The organism is Salinibacterium sp. NK8237 (assembly GCF_015864955.1).
Classification (GTDB): Bacteria; Actinomycetota; Actinomycetes; order Actinomycetales; family Microbacteriaceae; genus Rhodoglobus.
In genome coordinates, this window is sequence record NZ_JADYWE010000001.1 from 958,491 (window position 1) to 978,769 (window position 20,279).

Here is a 20,279-nt window from a genome sequence, read left to right on the forward strand (position 1 = left end):
TCCTAGCGAATCAACGCCTGGGGCAGGTAGCTGACCTCAGCGTTCGGCTCGGGTTTTCTAGCGGTCAACGTTAGGTGCCGGGGGTTCCTCTGTCGGGGATTGCCCTGCAGAGCCTTCGACGCGCGCCAATGCCACTTGCCGCGCCATGGCCGTGAGGTCGTTCTCTAGACGCCGAAAACGACGATAGGTCGTCGCCGAAACGCCCAAGAATGCCAGAACAGTGATGTACAACAAGAGGTCGGTTCCTCGACCGACGCCCAGAAGCTGAGCAGCAAAAGTCCACACTTGAGGCACAAAAATGGACGAGCCAGCTGCGACGATAAACAACAGCATGAAGATGCGCTGAATCGCTTGATTTCGCGCTCCCCCACCACGCAGCATGACAATCGCTACAAGAACGACGGCAACGATCGCAAGGATCTGAAAAATGATGGTCACAATGCCCTACTTGAAGATGATTTCTACGAGGATGTTGATGGCGTTGAGCACCGATTGCCCCTTGCTTTTGGAGTACTCGGTGTAAACGATGTGGGTGGGATGCTCGGCCCAGTTCGCTTTGTGCAGACTGATCTGATCGACGAGCTCGGAGGCATGCGCCATCCGGTTTTGTCGAAGTTGAATCTTGAACAGCATGTCTCGCGAGAGCACTCTGAGTCCATTATGGGCGTCGGTGAGCGCCATTCCTGTCGTCATTCTGGTGTACCCAGTGGCGAGTCGGAGGACAGCACGCTTGAGGGTGCTCATGCTCGTTCGGTTGTCGAGAAACCGAGAGCCAATGACGATGTCGAGCTTCTCGTTGCGCAACCGCTCAACCATGGCCAGAGCATCGTCAACCTGATGTTGGCCATCCGCGTCGAAGGTGACGACCTCGGTCATTTGAGGGATCGCGCGCACAAATTCAAAACCGGTTTGCAGGCTCGCACCCTGCCCCAGATTGATCGGATGCTGAACGACTATCGCTCCAGCTGCCCTCGCGTTCGCTGCGGAGTCATCGGTAGAGCAGTCGTCTACACACACCACATGAGGAAGGGATTTTCGCAGTTCCTCGATCACGGACGCAATGACGCTTGCCTCGTTATACATCGGAACAACAACCCACGTTTGCGCCATGCAGATAGTTTCGCACAGTCTGTGTCGCGCCAACTCGACTCGCGGCCGCATAACCACCGGTAGGATTGAGGCACTATGGCGCACAGTACTCAGCGGGCTCTTGTGATCGTAATGTCGCCCATCACGAGAGATCCCCGAGTTCTCCGTCAAGTGGACTGGCTGCGAGGCAAAGACTGGGAAGTCGACACTGTTGGTCCAGCCGGACATCACGTGCCCGGCGTCGACATTCACTACGGGCTTTCAGAGCCTGCGCAGTGGACGCGATCAAAAATTGGCTCGATGTTCATCTACGCGCTTCTTCCCCACGCGCTCAAGTTTTCAGTGCTGCTCGAGCGGCTGATTCCGCAAGAGGTATGCGATCGCATCGCGGCTGGCGAATATGATCTCGTCCTGTTCAACGATCACCACTTCTTGCCGTGGGTGCGCAACCGCAAGGTCTTCACCCCCGCGGTAGTCGAGCGCGGCATCCATCTCGACATTCACGAATATGTGCGTCCTCGCGTTCCCCGTGACAGCCTGTGGCGCGTCTTCGCGGCGCCCTACTACGACTGGATTCGCACCTACATCGGCGACCGTCGCTTCAGCACTCGGTCGACCGTAGCCTCGGGCATTTCTGATTTGTACGTCAGCGAATTCGGCATCGAGCCGCTCACAATCGTTCGCAATGCGCCACCCTACGTTGAGCTCAGCCCGAGCCCAGTCGATCCGGAACGAATCGAGCTGCTCTACCACGGAGCCGCGAGCGATGTTCGAGGCATTCCTGAGTTGCTGGAAGCCATGAAGGTGCTGCCGGAACGCTTTCATCTCACGCTCATTCTGGTCGGAGAGCAAGCACGGATCGACTCGTACGTTCGCACCGTCGAACAGCATCAGCTTCGAGTTCAGTTTGTTGATCCCGCTCCTGTCGCCGAGATCGCTCAGCACATAAACCCGTACGACATCGAAGTGATGTTTTATCGGCCGCTGAATCGCAACCTCGAGTTCGCACTGCCGAACAAACTGTTCGAGGCTTTCCAAGCGCGACTGGCGATCCTGATCGGCCCCAGCGCGATGATGACCAGCGTCGTCTCCGAGTACGACAATGGTGCCCTCGCCTCTGGCTGGGAGGTGTCCGATCTTGTCGCAGCTATCGAGCAGCTCGACCACGAATCCCTTTCCCGCATGAAGCACAATTCCGATCGTGCTGCTCGCGAAATCTCCGCCGAGACCGAGCGCGAAGCCTTCTTCCGCTCCTTCGGCGGCACTACGGCATAGTGACGCGTTAGCGCCCACAGTGCTGTAAAGCACAGCGCGCAGCAGCCCGCTCACGCGAGGTAGTTACCGACGTGCGGTGAGCGCCTTCTCGTAGACCGCACGATACGCCTCGGCCCGAGCATCCTCAGAGAATAGGGAAACTGCGGCGGTGTGAATCTGCCCGGCTGACCAGCGTTCAGGGTCATCTCTCAACGCGAGCACTGCAGCGGCGATGGCCGGCCCGGTCCGGGCGGCGAGTCGCGACGCGTGAGCGGGTAAGAACTGCAGATGCCCACCGGAGCCACTAGTGACGACAGGAAGGCCGTGGCCGAGCGCTTCAGCGATGGCGACGCCGAAGGTTTCCCCGGCAGTAGGCAGCACGAAAACGTGTGCGTTCAACAGCACCTCGCCGAGTGCTGCGGGATCAACGTGGCCGAGCAGAGTCAGCTTGTCAGCTATTCCTAAACTCGTTGCCCGAGCACGCATCTCGGATTCGAGGCTGCCCGCCCCGGCCCAGTGCAGCGTAGCGGGCACTCCCCGACTTTCGAGTTCGGCGACTGCATCGAGCGCCTCGAGCGGACCCTTGTGAGCAACGAGGCCGCCGACCCCCACGAGCCGAATCGGTTCGGAAGCGTGCTGCGGAATAGCGCTCGGCAGCCGGTCACCCGCCGGGAGATGCACTCGATTGCCAATCACGGTCGTTGGCACTTCACGGCAACGATCCATCGCATCGGCGAGGCCTACGCCCACGGCGACTGCGGCATTGGGGAGAGCAAGATCTTTACGCAGATACTTCATCGCGACACCGGCGTGCCAGCTCGGGGGGTCTGTGACCAACCCCGACCAATGTTCGGTATGCACCCACGGCGTGTCCACTTGGGCTCGCGCCACCGGAAAGAGCGCGGGGAACGCCATGGTGTGCACAATGTCTGCACTCTCCACGGCTTCGCGAATCTTTCGCACCGCACCGCGATATCTGTCGGGGCGCGAGAAGTGAAAGTGAACGCGTTCGACGGGAGACCCGCCCGAGTCCCCCGGCACTGGCCCCACGAGCGATGCCCCGGGAGCAACGAGATGCAACACGCGCACATCATGTTCTTTGCGCAGCAGCTCGACATCGCGCAGGGTGAACACACCAGCGCCAGGAGTCGCCTCACTGGGATACCAGGGGGTCACAACCAGCACGCGCATGCAGCCAATCGTACTGCGCGATTTCAACGGACGTCTGGAGTGAGCCGTGCTCACAGGGCGTGGGCGGAATCAGGCCGTGGACCGTAGAATGATTCGCGTGAAGATCATGAGTGTGGTGGGCGCGCGCCCACAGTTCGTCAAGCTTGCCCCCATCGCTCACGCGATCACCGCCGCCGGCCACGAGCACGTCATCGTGCACACCGGCCAGCACTACGATCCGATGCTCTCAGACGTTTTCTTCCGCGATCTGAAGATTCCCACTCCTGACGCCCACCTCGGCGTGGGCTCGGGTTCGCACGGAGTTCAAACCGGGGCGATACTTGCACAGATGGACGAAGTCCTTGAGCGCTTCCAGCCCGACTGCGTGCTCGTCTACGGAGACACAAACTCAACTCTCGCTGCGGCAGTGAGCGCTGTGAAGCTCCATTTTCCGGTCGCTCATCTCGAAGCTGGGCTGCGTTCGTTCAATCGATCGATGCCCGAAGAGCACAACCGCGTGCTTACCGACCATGCGGCAGATCTTTGCCTCGCCCCGACTGCCGTCGCGATGAAGCACCTCGCGACCGAAGGTCTGACCGACACCGCCGTGCTCGTCGGAGACGTCATGACCGACGTGCTCTACCAAGTGCGTGACGGCCTGCTCGCTAACGGCACTCAGAACCCGCTGGCCGATATCGACGCGCCGAATGGCTATTACGTCGCTACGATCCACCGTGCCGAGAACACGAACGACCCCGAACGGCTTCGCGAAGTGGTTGCGGCCCTCGGCGCGGCAGACAAGCCCGTCGTGCTGCTTGCACACCCCCGGGTTCGCGCTAAGGCTGAAGAGCACAGCATCTCGCTGAATTCAGGGGCTCTTATCGCCCGCGACCCTCTCTCGTACCCAGAGCTCATCGCATCGGTGCTCAGCAGCTCCGGTGTCGTCACTGACTCCGGCGGACTTCAAAAGGAAGCGTTCCTGCTGCGCGTGCCATGCACCACTGTGCGTCACGAGACCGAATGGGTCGAGACCATTGAGCTCGGCTGGAACGTGCTTGCGAATTCCACTGACGAGATCACGGCGGCACTCACGCGCCCTGCCCCCGAGGCAACGGAAGCTACGCCATACGGCGACGGTGACGCCGCGACGCGTGCCGTTCAGGCGATCGTCGACGGCATCAAGCCTCGAGCCTGACAGTTAAGCGCTGCTTCGTAGCTAACGCTCGGTGAGATCGGCGGCGACCTGACGTGCTCGCGCTTCCCAAGTGTGCTGCTGGCGCACTTCCCGCACGCGCGCCTGAGCCGCATCGAGTTCTTCGGGGTGCGCTTGCAGCCGGGAAAGTAGCGCTGAAAGCTCGTCGGCGCCGTAGGGAATTGACCATCCGATACCGTTTTCTTCAACGAAGGCACCGGCGAGACTGCCCTGCGTAGCGACAATCGGCTTACCGTGGCCGAGGTATTCGTAGAGCTTCATCGGCGCAGCGAACTCACGGTACTCGAGAGGTTCCAGCAGTAGTACACCGATGTGCGCATCCGCATAAAGCGCTTCGAGATCAGCACCCGATTTGTGAACGATAGTCGTCGATCCGCCGAGAACGTCGACGTAGTGCGGGGCAGACTCAGCCCATTCACCCTCTCGAGTGCAAATGGTGAGCCGAGCCCCAGGACTCAACTCAACGCCGCGCACGGTCTCCTGCATGCGGTAATAACCACCTGTTCCCCCGACGTAAAAGAGGGAGATTCCGCTGCTAGGCGCTGGCGGGTCGAAGCGCTCGGCACCCGGCGGTAGTGCCAGAGTCTGCGGCTGGTTCTCTGGGGGCAGGTATTCGGCCATCCGCATCGACGGCAGGTAAATAGTGTCGACGCCGGTGCGATAACCGCGCAAATCAGCGCGATAACGCCACCGAAGCAGCGTCGTGTAGGGCTGCCCCACTCGTTCGGCGTACTCTTCGAACTGCCAGTAGATGTCGCGGTAGAAGAGTCCAACGGGAACTCCGGCTCGGCGGCAGAACCGCAAGAACGCGACGTCTCGCGCGAGGCTCGTCGCCGGAGTGATTTTTTCGCCGAGCCCGGTGGGGGTCGTTGAGGCCTCCGAGTAGACGAACTCAACTTTCAGCCCCGAGGAAATTCGCTTGCGGAGCGCACGCATCTGCTCACGCCGCTCCGGATGACGCCCTGAGACTTCGAGCACCTCGTAACCATTCGCTCCAAAAGCTTGTCGCATCTTGACGGGGCGGATGCCGCTGGCGCTTGTCGCCTCAGGATTGAGGGGGAACGGCACGTGATAGATCATCACTGGTCGTTCGCTCATTGCGTTTCCTTACCCTCGTGCAAACCAGCAAGCTGCGCCTGATGCGCAAAGTCTGGAACCGCTGCCGCAAGTTCGTCGAAGCTTCCCTGCCCCAGCACCCGGCCCCGGTCGAGGTAGCACAGGGTGTCGTAATTGCGCACCGTCGAGAGTCGGTGGGCGATTGTCACGAACGTGACGCTGCCCGACAATTCGTTCATCGCCTTCGTAATAAGACTTTCGGTGCGATTGTCTAGGGCACTCGTCGCTTCATCGAATACCAACACCAACGGGTCGGAATATAGGGCTCGTGCGATACCGAGGCGTTGCTGCTGGCCCCCGGAGATCGAAGCGCCGCGCTCACCGATCGGCTCGAAAATTCCTCGTTCTTCTACGAGCTCGCTGAGTTGCGCGCGTCTGAGCGCGTCAATCACCCGATCCTCGTCGAAATCGTCTGTCCACGTGAGCGCGACGTTCTGCGCGATAGAACCGTTGAAGAGAGATACTCGCTGAGGCACGTAGCCGACGCGGCTGCGCCACTGCTTGACGACCTCATCAACGGGAGTGCCATCGACGGAAATCGACCCACTTGTGGGCGTACTGAGCCCGAGGATCAGGTCGATGAGTGTCGACTTGCCGGCTCCCGAAGGGCCGACGACTCCCAGACTCTTTCCGAACGGAACGGTGACCGAGACTCCCTTAAGCACGTCCTCTTGCGATCCTGGGTAGCGGTACACCACATCCCGCAGCTCCAGCGCAGTCGCGGCCTCAGGGAAGGGCTTCTCTGTGCGCTCGGAGACCGCGACGTGGGTATCGTTCTGAGCCCGGGTGAGTTCGCGAATCACGTCTCGCGCGTAGACGATATTCGCCGAAGCATTCGTGAAGCTCGCCTGCACGTTGTTCAACGCGGGGATCATCCGGAATCCGGTCGCGGCGAAGAGAGATACCGATACCGTAGCGGCACCGATACCACCGATGAGGAACCCGGCGCCGCCGATAAGCAGGAAGCCGCCGATGAGGGCAGCCTCGAGCGAATAACGCGGAACGATGCCGAGGAACGACATATTTGCTCGAGCGTTCGTCGCCACCTTGCGGTAACTCGACACCACAACTCCGGCCTCGTCCAGCTTATTGCGCAGTGTCACTTCTTTGATCGCGTCAACCATCTCGGTCATCACGCTGGCAGCTTTATAGGCGTACTGCCGGTTCACTCGTCCGGCTTGACGCGCCTTCGCTGTCACCACAAGCACCATCAGCAGAGCCACGAGGCCGAGGTACACCAGCGCAATGAGCGCAGTGAGCGGCTGCACAACAACCAGCACCACCAGCATCGCGACGAACGTGAAGGCGTTATTCGGCAGCTGCGACAGCGGCAGGATGAAGCCGAGGTTTGTGTTCGCCATCGAGCTATCGACGATGCGAGTGATTTCTGCGGTCGACAGTGATGACCGTGCTTCCCAACTCGACTGTGTATAGGACTTGAAGAGGCGATTGCCCACTTCGAGTTCATACGTTGCGAATCGGCGGGTAGCCCGCCAGTGCAGCAGCAGCGCGAGACCGCTCTTGCTGATGAAGAGCGCACACACGACGACGATGAGCCAGAGAACCTCTTCGTCGCTGATAGGTCCGATAACGGGCAGTTGCGCCTGCGTGCCTGTTGCTAGCGGCGTGATTATCGCCGTGATCAACCCGAGAGCGAGAACGTCGAGTATCGATAAAAGACTCGTAATCACCGAGTAGCGGATGTAGTACCGCTTCGCTCCGCCCGGCAGCACGGTGAAGAGCTGGTTGAGCGTTGCCCAGATGTCTTTCACGAGTTACTCCCTACCCACGCTTCTCGAACCACGCCGCTCTGCATTGTAGAGTGCCAGCGATCCACAAGTCCTGCTTCCTGTTGAGCATTCAGACACCATGCCGCGCTCATCACTTCGTCTCCGTGAGTGCGTGAACTGCGCGCTCGGCGACCGAGGCCAGACTGACGTTTTCGGCTGCCCAGGCAGCGGTCAATCGGCGTGCTGCCGGGTTCAAATCAGCACTGAACGCATCCCGCAGGGCGGCTTCGATCGGCTCAACCGCGTAGTCACATCCAACGCCAAGCGCGGCTTCCGCGCCGCGCGGCTCGATGAACTCGCGCACCGGGCCAGGGCCAGCGAAAATGACCGGCGTTCCTGTCGCCCACGAGGCAAAAACTTTGGTGGGGAAGGCGAAGTTGTACCCGGCATCGGGCCGGATCGAAGCAAGGCTCACAGCGGCACCCCGCAACCACGCGGCAGCCTCGGCGGGAGGCACCGTCGGCACAAAAGCAACAGCGCCCTCGGGTAAGTGAGCAGCGCGGGCACGCAAAGCGGCCCAGTCGCTGCCCTGGCCCAGAAAAACAAGCTTTGCTTCGGGATGATCGACCAGCACTCGTTCGAGTGCGTCGATAAACACGACGGCGCCCTGCCACTCCGACGCGGTACCCGGATAGATTGCGTACTGTCCGAAATCGCGCGCGGGGCCTTCCGCGGAGAAAATCGATGTATCGATCCCGTTGCCGATTGTGTGTACGACGGCCTTCGGCGCAATCTCTCGAATGCGCGCGCTCACGCCCTCGTTCACCGAGAGCACGCCGCGAGCGCCATGCATCGCCGACCGCTCCATCGCGCGGACTACCGAGACGACGACGCCGGGGGCACCCGTCGACTCACTCGCATCTGACCAAATGTCAGCGGCGTAGTAGGCATACGGTGTTCGCCGTAGTGCCGCAGCAATGCGCACGAAGAATGCCGTCGTCGGGGGCGGCTCGACGACGATGAGGTCGCAACTGGCACCGAAGAGAACTCGAAAGAAGAGCGGAATGTCGAAGCTCATGTACTGCAGGTATCCCCGCACATACCCGGTCGCATCACGCAGAACGCGCTTGCGTCGCACTCGGTAGGGGCGAGCATCATCGTTTTCTGAGCCGCGAAGCTGAGGGAGCGGTGTGACCGTGAGAACCGTTACTTCGTGCCCAGCCTCGGCGAAAGCTCGGGCGAGGGCAGCGAGCCTAAAAGACGCCGCGCTGGGCTCTGGCTCGAAGATTCGGCTCGCGATGGCTACGCGCATGATCCCCTCTACCCACCGGCCGGCGCGAACACGGCGACGTCGCGCAGAGCACACAGAACGGAGGTCGGAAACCTCGGGGCAACCATCAGTACACGCACCGGTTCACGATAGCACCGAGAGACCGCGAAGCGAGGCGTGGTTAACGCTGGGTGAACGCCCGAGTCCGCAACCGGTGAACCGCCAGCATCCCCAGAAATTGAGCTTTAGACTTGACTGCGCGTAAGCGTTGCTTCAGCCAACTTTAAGGATTCGGTTTCGTGAAAATTGCGGTAGTTGCCCTCGGTAAAATCGGCCTTCCTTTGGCCGTTCAGTTTGCTTCGAAGGGCCACGAGGTTGTCGGCGTTGACATCAACGCCAATTTCGTTGATCTCATCAATCAGGGCATTGAACCGTTCCCCGGCGAAGCTCACCTGCAAGAACACCTGAGCGAGCTCGTACCTGCCGGTAAGCTTCGTGCGACAACTGACTACGCCGACGCGATTCCCGGCGCTGACGCGGTTGTTCTTGTGGTTCCGTTATTCGTCGATAACGACGCCAATCCAGACTTCGGATGGATGGATGTCGCGACCCGCTCGCTCGGCGAACACCTCACGCCTGGCACTCTCGTCTCCTACGAGACCACTCTCCCGGTCGGCACAACGCGCACGCGCTGGAAGCCACTGCTCGAAGAAGTTTCCGGCCTCACAGAAGGAACAGACTTCCATCTTGTCTTCTCTCCGGAGCGAGTACTCACCGGCCGCGTCTTCGAAGACCTCCGCAAGTATCCGAAGCTCATCGGTGGTCTCTCTGCTGAGGGCGCCGCTCGCGCTACCGACTTCTACAATGCGGTGCTCGACTTCGACGACCGCCCCGACCTCACGCGCCCCAACGGCGTCTGGGACCTCGGCTCGGCCGAAGCATCGGAGCTCGCGAAGCTCGCAGAAACCACCTACCGCGATGTCAACATTGGGCTCGCGAACCAGTTTGCTCGTTTCGCCGACAAAACCGGCATCGACATCTACCAGGTCATCGAGGCCACAAACTCGCAGCCGTTCAGCCACATCCACCAGCCCGGAATTGCGGTTGGCGGACACTGCATCCCGGTCTACCCACGCCTCTACCTCTGGAACGACCCTGACGCGACTGTCGTGCGCGCCGCACGCGAGGCGAACGCAGGAATGCCCGAGTACGCCGTTGGCCTGCTCGAGGGCGCTCACGGCGACCTCAGCGGTCAGCGCGTAGCAGTACTGGGCGCCGCCTACCGTGGCGGAGTCAAGGAGACCGCATTCTCAGGCGTTTTCCCCACGGTGGCCGCTCTCGAGGCTCGAGGCGCCGTTGTGACCGTTCAAGACCCGCTGTACACGGATGACGAACTCGCCGCTCTCGGATTTGCCCCGTACCACTGGGGTGAAGCCCTCGACGCTGTGGTGGTGCAGGCCGACCACGCTGAGTACCGCACACTCGCCGCAGACCAGCTGCCCGGCATCCGCACCTTCATTGATGGTCGCCGCGTGAGTTCAGCCGCACAGTGGCCGAACGCGACGTACCGGGTTATCGGCACCGCGTAGCGCGTAGAGACTTTCAGCACTACGACGGCTTCGGCAACCGCTCCATCGAAGATCGACTTACCCTTTTTCACGACGATGCCACGGTCGCAGAGTTCGCGAACAGTCTTGGTGTCGTGCCTGACCACGACTAGAACGCAACGGTGCTCGTGAATGATCCCCTGTGCGGCGATGACGAGCTCGCCGGCCTCGGCTTCACCCCGTACCACCTTGGTGAGGCGGTGGATACAGCGGTGGTGCAGCCTGAGCACGCCGAGCACCGGGGACTCATGCCGGCAGACCTTCCCGGCATCAAGAACTTCGCCGATGGTCGCTGTGTCAGTTCAGTCGAACAATGGCCAGGTGCCACTTACCGGGTTACTGGAAAGTCATTAGCGCGCGACGGCGCCAATGATCAACGTTTCGACCGATTGGCCGGCGTCGGGACCGGATAAAATGCCGTGACTAATGCCGCTAGACCGAGAATGGCCCGCCGGGTTCTTTCAGCACCGACATCATTCTATCGACGCCGTGCTCAAGATCGAAGGCAGGTTCCCACCCTAACGCCTCTAACTTATCTGAGGCTAGCGATGAGTTCTGCATCAGACTGGGGGCGCTCAACCCTGACTCTGCCGAGAGGTCGTAGCGAGCTTCTACCCCTCCTGCGTGCGCAATGGCCTCCGCGATGTCGCTGATTGTGCAGATGGAGTGAGGGTTTGAGATGTTATAGGCGTTGGCCCGCTCTCCTTGAAGGAGCACAGTAAGAATTGCCGATGCGCAATCGAGTGAGTAACAGTACGAGCGCAGCTGGCTGCCTTTGCTTCTCAAAACCACCTCGTTCCCAGCGACAGCATTCCGGGTGAACTCCGCCGAAGCACGATTGTCCGAACTCCGAATCGACGGCCCGTAAATATGTCCGGGTCTCACGATCACGGAGTCAATGCCGTACTGCATGCCATACGCGACACACAGCGACTCTCCCGCACGCTTCGATGACGGGTATCCCGCACGCTCGTTCAAGATGTCTAAATAACCGAAGTCGTTCTCCGCATACGGGTGCGTGCCCTCACTCTTTCCGTAGACCTCGCTCGACGAGATATACAGGAGCTTGCGGGCCGACGTCGCCCGAGCCAGGTCGAACATACTCGACAGCCCGAGAATGTTCGCAAGCATCGTATCTACAGGTCGCTCCATGTATAGGGCGGGATTCGCGTTGCTTGCGCCATGGATAATGAAGTCGACATCCGAATCAAGCGCGACACCTTCGCTCGACGTCGCGTCATACGGCACGAAGACGATGCTGGAGTCGCCCGCCGAAAAGCGTGCGAACCGCTCGACGGCAGCCCGCTCACTACGACCCGCGACGAAGACAGTGATATTTGCGCTGTGCTCCCGGTTCATGAACAGGAGAATGTCGACAATTGATGAGCAGATCATCCCCGTCGCTCCGGTCACGAGAATACGGGTCCCGTGGAGCTTCGCCGCATCGGGGATACACGCCAACGCCGTCCGGAGGTCATCCCAGTAGGAACTCTCATATGCCATCAGCTCACCCAGCACTCTTCCGGGCATCGAGAATTGACTCGAAGATGTAGAGATCGTCCATGGTGGTGATCTTCAGATTCTGTTCCGAACCGGCCGAGAGATAAACCGTCTCGCCGAGCTCTTGCATGAGCACGCACGATGCCGCTGTGTCTTCAACGCCCTGAAGCTTCGCCTGCTCGTGAGCCCACATGAGCTTTCCGAGCGTGTATGAATGCGGTGTCTGGGTTCGAAACAACTGCTCGCGGGGAATGGAAACCGTCGACGATGCTCCTTCGTCATGACTCCTGAACACAGCTTCGACACAAGGAATAGCAGCAACTGCGCTGCCCTTAGCTTTGAACACGGCGACGTTATCAGAAATGATCTCCGACGAGACCAGGCACCGGTTCCCGTCGTGGATCATGACGACATCGTCATCGGAAGCTCCGTCAGCCCTGATCTTCTGAAGACCGTTGTTGATCGACTCCTGACCGCTCGCGCCGCCCGGCACGATAGCCTGCAACTTCGTGATTCCGTGCTGTTTCGCGTATGCCGTGACGACATCGATCCATGACGGGAGCGTGACGACAACAATTGCATCAATGGAGGGGTGATCTTGAAAGGCCTCCAGGGTGTAGACGATCAGCGGCTTGTTCTTTACGTGCATGAACTGCTTCGGGATGTCCTGTTTCATCCGAGAACCAGTTCCCGCTGCCGTTAACAGTGCCGTAATCATCGCAAAACTCCTGAAGACATCGAAGAGTGTTCAGTTGCGGACATCGAGGATCCTATCGAGGTAGTCAGTGACGCTCTCTTGTGCCTTATCTTTCATCGCAGAGAGAAGTTCAGGGTCGATTCCCTCGCTCTTCGCTTTCTCCATGCGATCAACAATAAGGTCCGGCTGGAAGTCCTTCTGCTGGATGGCTCGCTCAGGGTACCCGATGATCGTCATCAGCTTCTCGACCTTGTCGTTCCACGACAGGATCACGGATGGCACACCCATGGTGAACGCCGCGATGGATGAGTGCATCCGACAGGTGATGATGGCCTCATAGCCATTGATCGTTTCGCACAGGACAGTATCGTCAACCGGCCTATCGACCAGATAAGAATCCGGCAGGTTGAGTCTCTTGAGGACTCGTTTACCCAATTTGACGTCACCTGGCAGCCCGTTCGTGAAGAACTCAAAATCGTATCCGCGCTCGCGAAGAGTCGTCGCGATGCCGGCGAAAAGAGTCACCCATTGCTTCGCGCCGAAACTGACCCCATAGCCTTGCAGGGAGTTACCGCGGATGAGGCCGATACCGATCTTCTTTCGCTCTACGCCGGTGTCGATCGCGTAGGCTTCCTTCATCCAAAAAGCCGAGTCTGCGAGCAACTTTACCTTGTGCCCCGGGCCAGCGCACGCTTGGACTGCGTCCAGATTGTCTCTGGCCGACACGTACGTGACGGCCGGAGACTGGAGCGCCCTTTTGAGGATCGTGCTTCCGAAGTCCCGCTCATCGAACGCACCGGCTCTTCCAATGGCGTTATAGACCACTTCGAGATTGTGCCGCTCCGCGTACTCGCTGATGAGCAGCAATGACCAGTGGTACTCGTTATAGCTGTACTCAAGGAGACCGGCGCCATCGATGACGATGTAGTCGACCCCTTCGAGCTTCAGGTCGAAGTAGCTCACCAACCGCTTGCGGTAGTTGCGGCCAAACTTCCAGATCAGGTGCCGAGTCCTGCTGATCAGATTTTGTAGCGACTTGGACTCAGTCTCCCGGCCCTTTCGCTGCAAGTACAGGAACACTTTTTCAGTGAATCGCCCCTTCTCGCTGTACTGATGATAGTTGCGAAGTCGCCGTTCGCGGGCATCGTCGATCTCGAAGATCGTGTCATTCCGGCCGAGAAGGTCGACTTCCACATACTCGATTTCGATGCCCGGCTCAGCTTGCTGAAGTCCGTCTGAGATCAAGTACTCCAAGCTCCGCGCGATGAACATCTCCCCGAGATTCTCGCTCTTCACCAGCCCGCATATAGCGATCTTCACTGTCTTAGCCCTTTCGCTTTTCGGAATACGTCACTCCACATCGTCAAGCATGTCTTCGTCGTCGGCGATCGGCGTTTTAGAATCCATGGCCTCCGGCTGCGCATAGGTCACCAATGGCTTCTCCCCTTCAGTATATGAGAGGAAAGTCGCGAAGTTGTGGCGTGGGATTCGCTGGAACACAGGCAACCACTCCATGTAGTTCGCCCCATATAGCTGGCGAAGATACGTGTCGTATCCCGCGGGGCAGGAAAGCATGTGCCCTTCGAACTCCATCTTAATCACGGGAGAATACTCGGACTTCAGGACGCGTTCTTCGGTCGTATGAACGTTGGTCATCATTACGCCGATGTAGTCAGAGTCTTCGAGCCTTATCGAGGCCGCGAGGTCGATGACCTTATCGAAGAGCGACTGCACGCCGACGGTGCGGTAGATGCGAGCTGCCAGACGGTTGCGGAGGAAGCGATATGGATTCGCACCACGGTACCGGCTTATGTTTCGCGCGTGACTTACCCGATTCTTTCGGCGCCTGATCTCGGCGTAGTGTTCGTCATTCTTTGCTTCTGTGTCGGGCAGGCCCTCGACGGGAAAGATGTCCAAGAAGATCGGGTACACCTTGCTACCGATTCCACGTGCTTTTCGCTTCGCAATCAGGATCGACTCGGAGTACAGCTTCCAGTGGTAAGCAAAGTATTTGGGCGATGGGCTCGGAGCCACAAGCTCGAAGTCTCCGATACGACCACCGGACAGCTTCATAAGCTTCTCGCAATCGGACCTTGGCATGTTGACGTCGATGTCGTCGTCCCAAGGGATAAAGCCCTTATGCCGGACGGCTCCAAGCAAGGTGCCGCCGGAGAGGTAGTACGTCAGGCCATGCTCTTCACAGAATCTGTCGAACTCGACCAAAATTGCGAGCATGTGTTCTTTGTGGTCCGAATCGGACGCAAGGTCCTTAAGGTCGCTGTAGTCGTACTCCCGCATTTTTCTGCCGGGCTCCTTCGGTTAGTTTTTCACGGCACAAAGGCCGCGCGTATCACAGGAGACAATCGCCGGGTTTCACAGCGGGTCCATCGGTTCATACACCCAGCCGCGCGTCCGTTGCATCCCGACAGATCGGGGCAACCGGTCTCGCAGTGCTCAACCATACCCCAGACCCGGTCTGCAACCCTGCAAGGTGACAGCTTGTCGTCACGAAGCCAATGTGGCTGGCGTGTCCCTGAGGGCCTCGAACTCGATCGGGGTCACACGACCGAGGACGATCGAGACTTACCGGATCTCTTTGAAGTGCTTCGTTAGCTTTCTTACCGAGGAGAAGCATCTCCAGCCCAGAACAGTAGCGAGCCGGTAGCTGTCCTCGGTGCTGCCTATCGCGGCAGGGCCGAGGAGACTATCTTCTTGGGCGTCTTTTCCGCGGCAAAAGCGGCCAAAGGCGAAGGGCGCCAACACGCTGGTTCACGACACCAAATACGCCGACGAGGAGCTTTTCGCGTTGGCGTCGAGCCGTACCACGTCGACCAGACGGCGGCTGCTGCGGTTGTCCAAGCAGACCATGCCGAGTACAGGGGCACAGGACGAACTAACTCGGCGAAGCGATCGCCGGTTGTGACATACCCGGTTATCGGCGGGGGGCTGATCGAAAGTTCAACTCGCTCGACTGTGGCCCAACCACTCGGAATGGTGAATCAGGCGGACTGTTCCGTCAACGTCCACTCTTTTCGGTCCGATTCACTGGTTTGCGTGGCTGAGGTAGGCCTCGCACACTTCCTTTGGGTCACCGTTCATCCGAAGATTACCCTTGTCAATCCAGAGAACCCTAGAGCAGGCTTCCAGAATCGTACTGATGGAATGACTCACCAGCATTACAGTTCCTGCCGCGTTCTGCATTTCTTTAATGCGCTGCTCGCTCTTTTTTCGAAACTTCTTATCTCCGACAGAAAGCGCCTCATCAATGAGGAGAATCGAGTGGTTCTTGGACGCCGCGATGGCGAACCGTAACCGCGCAGACATACCGGACGAATAGGTGCGCATCGGGTACTGGATGAATTCTTCCAAACCGGCGAATTCCACAATGGACCCGTATTTTTCCCGCATTTCTGCTTCTGAAAAACCGAGGGCGAGTCCACCCAAACGCACGTTCTTATCGCCGGAAAGTTCGTTCAACAATGCGGCGTTCACCCCCAGCAAAGCAGGCTGGTCTTCCGCATACACAACGCCTGAAGACGCCGGCGTAAGGCCCGCCACTGTCCGCAGCAAGGTGGACTTACCAGACCCGTTGTGCCCAATTACGCCGATGCTTTCGCCTTGAAACGCGGTGAACGAGACACCCTTGAGTGCGTGCACTTCGCGTATGCCTCGAGTCTTTCGGGATGTCAGTGACTTGCCACCCTCCGATGGCTTTCCTGAGGCGTACGTACGATAACGCACATGCACATCGTCCACAATGATGGTCGGACGAGTACCCGAATCCAGCATGAGTTTTTCCTCGTCAGTCACGTCCGTACCGTTCCTCAGCTCGCCAGAAGAAAACAACCCCGAAAACGAAAGTTCCTGCTGCCCACAGCGCCGCCCAGAACCACAGCGAAGGGTCGATGGGCGAGTCAGCAAGAAGGACATTTCGCGCAAGACTGATGTACTCATAAACTGGCGTCAGATGAACAATCAGGAGCAGATCTGGCCTGTGAGCTAATATCAGATCGATGGAATAGAAGATGCCGCTGGTGTAGAACACGATTCGCGACACGACAGGAATAACCTGCTTAATGTCACGGAGATGCACCGACATTCGGGCCACGATCATGGCAATCCCGGCGTTGAAGAAGGACATCATCAAGATGATTGGAATGACGAGCAGCCAGGACCACCTGAGGGGCTCGCCGAAAAGCAAGAGCAACACTCCCAGGACGCCCAAAATTGGCACCATTCTGTAAAGCTGCTCCAAGAGCACCGCGATCGGCAGGAGAATGCGGGGGAAACTCAGGCTGCGTACAAGTCGAGTGTTGCTTATTATGGCCTTGGATCCTTGCCCGATTGAGTTCCCGAAGTACTCGAAAAAGAACACTCCGACAAGCAGGAAGGCAATGAAGTTTTCCGGACGGCTGTCGCTGTTCAGAATGAAACCGAAAACGAGTCCGTAAATTAGCGCATTAAGGAGCGGCTTAACGACGACCCATGCCATGCCGAGCCGGTTGCGTTCGTTCTCGGACTGGATGCGATACTTCGCCAGGGTGCGAGCAAAGTTGCGCCGTCTCCACGTGTCTGCGAGGTACTTCCCGAAACGAGGGCGAAGGCCTACTCGAATCAATCCATATCGCCCAGCGAGCACAGAAGGACTTTCCTCGATCACCTGACTCCTCCGATATGCCCGCTCGCAGCGAAGACGGGCCCAAGCTGCTCCCCTACTATACAGGCTGAGTCAGGCCAGTCTGCTTACGTACTTAATGGAGTGAACTGCCGTCAGGCCGGCGCCATCTTCGTGCGGTATTCCGAAAGTGGAATATCGATAAGCACTCCTCTTGTGCAACGCGCAGTGCCAAGTTTCGTCACGTTCCCGAAAGGCTATTCACGACTGTCACAATTCCTTCAGTAGCGAAGGAGCGAACTCATTTCCGAAAGGTTTGCTTCCAGACATCCGGCGATGTGATGTCGCTCGCCTGCTGACGATACCGGTTTCGCAAGTCGTCCCAGTTCTGTCCGATTTGGCGGTTGAGGCGAATGCTTTCGGCCAGGAGTGAGCGGAACTTGGCACGATCGCGGCGATACCATGACGATCCCTGAGAGTCGGCTGTGTCCACCAGCACACTGTCGAATCCGGGTAGTCGCCACCAAGTCGCATCACGCTTACTCAGTCTCTGCTCTGGCTGTTCGACCAAAGCTTGTGGGGTGCGGGCGAACCAGTGCCGAAGTGCCGCTCGGAAGGTGAACAGCGCCAGGGCTGCGCCACGCGGCCCCTTCCCATCCGTCGGTGGATACGACAACCGTCCCTCAAGGCTCTTCGGAGCTGTCGCCGAATCGTAGACCGCCATCTCCGGATAGTCGGCTGCCCACGCACGAAGTTCCGCCAGCCGATTCGGCATCATCTCGTGGAGGTGTTGTGGTCCGGCCAGCACGTCGCGCATAGCCTGAAGGCGGAGCGCGACGGGGTAGTACTGCAGCGAAAGCAAATGCTTGAGGTCTTGTTTGCGGTATTCGTTGAGGAGGGAGCCGCCCCGCCGAAAACTCGAGTGCAGGAGGGCCGCGATGAGTCGGTTGCGGGCGTGGAAGTATGCCTGCCAGTCGATGGTGTCGTCTTTGTCAACCCAAGAGACGTGCCAGAGTGCGACACCCGGCAGTGACACAGTCGGGTATCCGGCTTCTCCCGCCCGCAGTCCATACTCTGCGTCGTCCCATTTGATAAACACCGGCAGCGCGAGGCCGATGTCGCGGATGACAGCGATAGGGATTAGGCACATCCACCAGCCGTTAAAGTCGCTGTCTTCTCGTCGATGCAGCCACGATGTCTCTCGCAGTGAGGACTCCGCAAAGTCGTGACGTTCGTGTGCACGGTCTGGGGGTCCCCACATGAACGGCCGCTCGTCCACGACTTCGCTGTAGGCATGCAAGACGGTTCGCTTGCCCAGGTCGAGCATGTGCCCACCGACGATAGCCGGGCTCACGCAGTAGCGAGCGAACCACACTGCCCGCAGGACGCTTTCAGGCTCGATTTCGACGTCATCGTCGAGCAGCATGACGAAGTCGGAGCCGTCGCGCTTCAGGGTTTCGGCCATGCCGCGCGAGAACCCGCCCGAACCGCCCAGGTTCGATTGCTCGATCACCGCGAGTTGCTCACCTAGCGCCACGGCGACAGCGTCGTAACCCGCCTCTGCGGTGACCTTGCGGGTGCCCTGATCGATGATGAAGATTCGGTCGATCTCACGCAGGGTTTCGGGAGCGTCCGCGAGCACGTTGAGAGTTGCCACGCAGTAGTCGGGCTTGTTGAACGTGGTGATGCCGAGTGAAACTAGGCCGGTCGTCACCGGGTCCTCGGTGACGCCCCAGCGACTCTCCGTGACTTCGATATCTCCTTCGGCTTGCACGTCGAACCAATACCAGCCGCCATCGTCGAAACCTATGAGCGGAAGAGAGAAGGTTGACTCCGTCTCACCGGCGACCGCGGTGACCTGCATCGGGCGTTGCGTACCGTTCTCATCCGAACGCATTACTGTCACAACTCCGCGCCCTTTGGTGCTGACAAAAAGTATCGTTTCGCGGACGGACGTCCACCGTTGCCAGTAGGACGCGGGAAAAGCGTTGAAGTAGGTGGCAAACGACACCGAAGTCCCCGCATCGAGCCGAATTGCCCGGCGGTCGAGTACGGTGACCTTTCCATTGTCTTTGACGTCTACGTAGAGCGGAGCCAACTCGTCGATATCTCTGACCGGAAAGATAACGCACTGAACGGTTGCGGTCACTGGGGTGCTCAATGTCATCGTGTCCTAGTTGTAGTTCCCACTGAGGTTGTGAACGCGGTCTGATGGTGTTTGGCCGCCGATGCCGGTGTGGGGTCTGTGAAAATTGTAGTGGTGGAGCCCCGTGGGATATTCGGCGGCTCGGGCTTCGTCACTGCGATAGGTTTCGGCGTCGCCCCATTCGGTTGCGAGGGTTCGTTTGATTCGTTCGACTTTTCCCTTGGTTTGTGGCCAGTATGGACGCGTCGAAACATGCTTACTTAATGCTGCCGAGAGCAGCCGCAAAGTTTCACGATCAGCAACGGGCCCCCTCAACCCTCAACACCGCGGTGACAGTGACACCGGCGGCGGAGTGCAGAAAAGAATATCCGCGCCGCGGTCGACCGAGTCCGGAGTTTTTTCTATTGCTCGCCGCCCAGCCTAGGACCCGCTGTTCGCCCCATCAGCAATCCAGCCTTGTTTGTCGTATCCAAGTGCACTAACTCACCGGGAGTGACCTTCTCATAGCGGACGGCTCTTATCCCACGCACGGGAAGATCGGTGGCTTGGTCGAGATAGATCAGCTTTGGCATCCGATCGCGCACCAGAACTTTCTCGACCGCAGATCGGTTGATGCCAAGGTGATAACCAATCCGGTGCGGAAACCAGCGACGAGCGAACCGTAGTGGGACGATGCGATGTTCAAGCCGAGCTGAACCCCGGTTGGGAGACGCGCGCGGCCGCGAGGAACGCTCAATCATCGGCTGATTCAACCGATAACGAGCCGCCCATTTCACCGCGGTCACGCGATCATCAAGCTATTTAACACCAACCTGAAAGTGCCCCTGTCCCATCAGATAAGCGGCTGGGGCTTGAATAGAGACGGCACCAGG

At 59.1% G+C, this 20,279-nt stretch carries 18 protein-coding genes; 4 read left to right on the top strand and 14 right to left on the bottom strand.

Features of this window, described 5'->3' with window-relative positions:
* Positions 1-57: 57 nt before the first annotated feature.
* The gene (locus tag I6E56_RS04615; RefSeq protein WP_197136341.1) at positions 58-438 is read right to left on the bottom strand and encodes a DUF2304 domain-containing protein; all 381 of its coding nucleotides are present in this window, start codon (positions 436-438) and stop codon (positions 58-60) included.
* Positions 439-444: 6 nt separating this feature from the next.
* Positions 445-1,110, bottom strand: a complete 666-nt coding sequence (locus I6E56_RS04620) for a glycosyltransferase family 2 protein (protein ID WP_197136342.1) — start codon at positions 1,108-1,110, stop codon at positions 445-447.
* Positions 1,111-1,185: 75 nt separating this feature from the next.
* Here I6E56_RS04620 and I6E56_RS04625 point away from each other — a divergent pair, with 75 nt between their 5' ends.
* Positions 1,186-2,364 (top strand): glycosyltransferase, encoded by a 1,179-nt coding sequence (locus tag I6E56_RS04625; protein ID WP_197136344.1) that lies wholly within the window; start codon positions 1,186-1,188, stop codon positions 2,362-2,364.
* Between the two features lie 63 nt (positions 2,365-2,427).
* On the opposite strand, the gene I6E56_RS04630 is transcribed toward I6E56_RS04625, so the two are convergent.
* The gene (locus tag I6E56_RS04630; protein ID WP_197136346.1) at positions 2,428-3,534 is read right to left on the bottom strand and encodes a glycosyltransferase family 4 protein; all 1,107 of its coding nucleotides are present in this window, start codon (positions 3,532-3,534) and stop codon (positions 2,428-2,430) included.
* A gap of 97 nt (positions 3,535-3,631) precedes the next feature.
* Here I6E56_RS04630 and wecB point away from each other — a divergent pair, with 97 nt between their 5' ends.
* Positions 3,632-4,708: a non-hydrolyzing UDP-N-acetylglucosamine 2-epimerase gene (gene wecB / locus I6E56_RS04635; RefSeq protein ID WP_197136348.1), complete on the top strand. Its 1,077-nt coding sequence runs from the start codon at positions 3,632-3,634 to the stop codon at positions 4,706-4,708.
* A gap of 21 nt (positions 4,709-4,729) precedes the next feature.
* Here the strand turns inward: wecB and I6E56_RS04640 are convergent, their stop codons facing one another.
* The 3 genes from I6E56_RS04640 to I6E56_RS04650 all read right to left on the bottom strand — a co-directional run bounded on the left by I6E56_RS04640 (position 4,730) and on the right by I6E56_RS04650 (position 8,884).
* Positions 4,730-5,824, bottom strand: coding sequence for a glycosyltransferase (locus I6E56_RS04640; protein ID WP_197136349.1), 1,095 nt, complete (start codon positions 5,822-5,824; stop codon positions 4,730-4,732).
* Complete coding sequence (locus I6E56_RS04645) at positions 5,821-7,614, bottom strand: ABC transporter ATP-binding protein (protein WP_197136350.1); 1,794 nt, start codon at positions 7,612-7,614, stop codon at positions 5,821-5,823. Before I6E56_RS04645 ends, I6E56_RS04640 begins: the two co-directional genes overlap by 4 nt.
* Before the next feature lie 109 nt (positions 7,615-7,723).
* Complete coding sequence (locus tag I6E56_RS04650; RefSeq protein ID WP_197136351.1) at positions 7,724-8,884, bottom strand: glycosyltransferase; 1,161 nt, start codon at positions 8,882-8,884, stop codon at positions 7,724-7,726.
* A gap of 257 nt (positions 8,885-9,141) precedes the next feature.
* Here I6E56_RS04650 and I6E56_RS04655 point away from each other — a divergent pair, with 257 nt between their 5' ends.
* On the top strand, positions 9,142-10,431 hold the full coding sequence (locus I6E56_RS04655; RefSeq protein WP_197136352.1) for a nucleotide sugar dehydrogenase: 1,290 nt from the start codon (positions 9,142-9,144) through the stop codon (positions 10,429-10,431).
* 146 nt (positions 10,432-10,577) lie between these two features.
* Positions 10,578-10,862, top strand: a complete 285-nt coding sequence (locus tag I6E56_RS04660; protein WP_197136353.1) for a hypothetical protein — start codon at positions 10,578-10,580, stop codon at positions 10,860-10,862.
* A gap of 19 nt (positions 10,863-10,881) precedes the next feature.
* On the opposite strand, the gene I6E56_RS04665 is transcribed toward I6E56_RS04660, so the two are convergent.
* The 8 genes from I6E56_RS04665 to I6E56_RS04700 form a co-directional block, all read right to left on the bottom strand.
* Positions 10,882-11,862, bottom strand: a complete 981-nt coding sequence (locus I6E56_RS04665; RefSeq protein WP_197136355.1) for an NAD-dependent epimerase/dehydratase family protein — start codon at positions 11,860-11,862, stop codon at positions 10,882-10,884.
* 94 nt (positions 11,863-11,956) lie between these two features.
* A complete protein-coding gene (locus tag I6E56_RS04670) occupies positions 11,957-12,667 on the bottom strand; it encodes a 2-C-methyl-D-erythritol 4-phosphate cytidylyltransferase (protein WP_255529371.1) in 711 nt (236 codons plus the stop codon).
* A 30-nt stretch (positions 12,668-12,697) separates the two neighbouring features.
* Positions 12,698-13,966, bottom strand: coding sequence for a polysaccharide pyruvyl transferase family protein (locus tag I6E56_RS04675; protein WP_197136359.1), 1,269 nt, complete (start codon positions 13,964-13,966; stop codon positions 12,698-12,700).
* A gap of 30 nt (positions 13,967-13,996) precedes the next feature.
* Positions 13,997-14,944 (bottom strand): phosphorylcholine transferase LicD, encoded by a 948-nt coding sequence (locus tag I6E56_RS04680; protein ID WP_197136361.1) that lies wholly within the window; start codon positions 14,942-14,944, stop codon positions 13,997-13,999.
* Between the two features lie 744 nt (positions 14,945-15,688).
* Positions 15,689-16,456, bottom strand: coding sequence for an ABC transporter ATP-binding protein (locus tag I6E56_RS04685; RefSeq protein ID WP_307842388.1), 768 nt, complete (start codon positions 16,454-16,456; stop codon positions 15,689-15,691).
* The gene (locus I6E56_RS04690) at positions 16,449-17,306 is read right to left on the bottom strand and encodes an ABC transporter permease (RefSeq protein WP_197136364.1); all 858 of its coding nucleotides are present in this window, start codon (positions 17,304-17,306) and stop codon (positions 16,449-16,451) included. Before I6E56_RS04690 ends, I6E56_RS04685 begins: the two co-directional genes overlap by 8 nt.
* Positions 17,307-17,562: 256 nt before the next feature.
* On the bottom strand, positions 17,563-19,428 hold the full coding sequence (locus I6E56_RS04695; RefSeq protein WP_231606242.1) for a glycosyltransferase: 1,866 nt from the start codon (positions 19,426-19,428) through the stop codon (positions 17,563-17,565).
* 6 nt (positions 19,429-19,434) lie between these two features.
* Entirely contained in the window at positions 19,435-19,722 is a 288-nt protein-coding gene (locus I6E56_RS04700) for an integrase core domain-containing protein (protein ID WP_374061399.1), read from the bottom strand.
* Positions 19,723-20,279: the final 557 nt, after the last annotated feature.

Bases quoted from the DNA above. Each gene is read 5' to 3' on its own strand.
- I6E56_RS04670 (WP_255529371.1), bottom strand. From the start codon at position 12,667: ATGATTACGGCACTGTTAACGGCAGCGGGAACTGGTTCTCGGATGAAA.
- I6E56_RS04625 (WP_197136344.1), top strand. From the start codon at position 1,186: ATGGCGCACAGTACTCAGCGGGCTCTTGTGATCGTAATGTCGCCCATC.
- I6E56_RS04650 (WP_197136351.1), bottom strand. From the start codon at position 8,884: ATGCGCGTAGCCATCGCGAGCCGAATCTTCGAGCCAGAGCCCAGCGCG.
- I6E56_RS04640 (WP_197136349.1), bottom strand. From the start codon at position 5,824: ATGAGCGAACGACCAGTGATGATCTATCACGTGCCGTTCCCCCTCAAT.
- I6E56_RS04620 (WP_197136342.1), bottom strand. From the start codon at position 1,110: ATGGCGCAAACGTGGGTTGTTGTTCCGATGTATAACGAGGCAAGCGTC.
- I6E56_RS04680 (WP_197136361.1), bottom strand. From the start codon at position 14,944: ATGCGGGAGTACGACTACAGCGACCTTAAGGACCTTGCGTCCGATTCG.
- I6E56_RS04630 (WP_197136346.1), bottom strand. From the start codon at position 3,534: ATGCGCGTGCTGGTTGTGACCCCCTGGTATCCCAGTGAGGCGACTCCT.
- I6E56_RS04695 (WP_231606242.1), bottom strand. From the start codon at position 19,428: ATGACATTGAGCACCCCAGTGACCGCAACCGTTCAGTGCGTTATCTTT.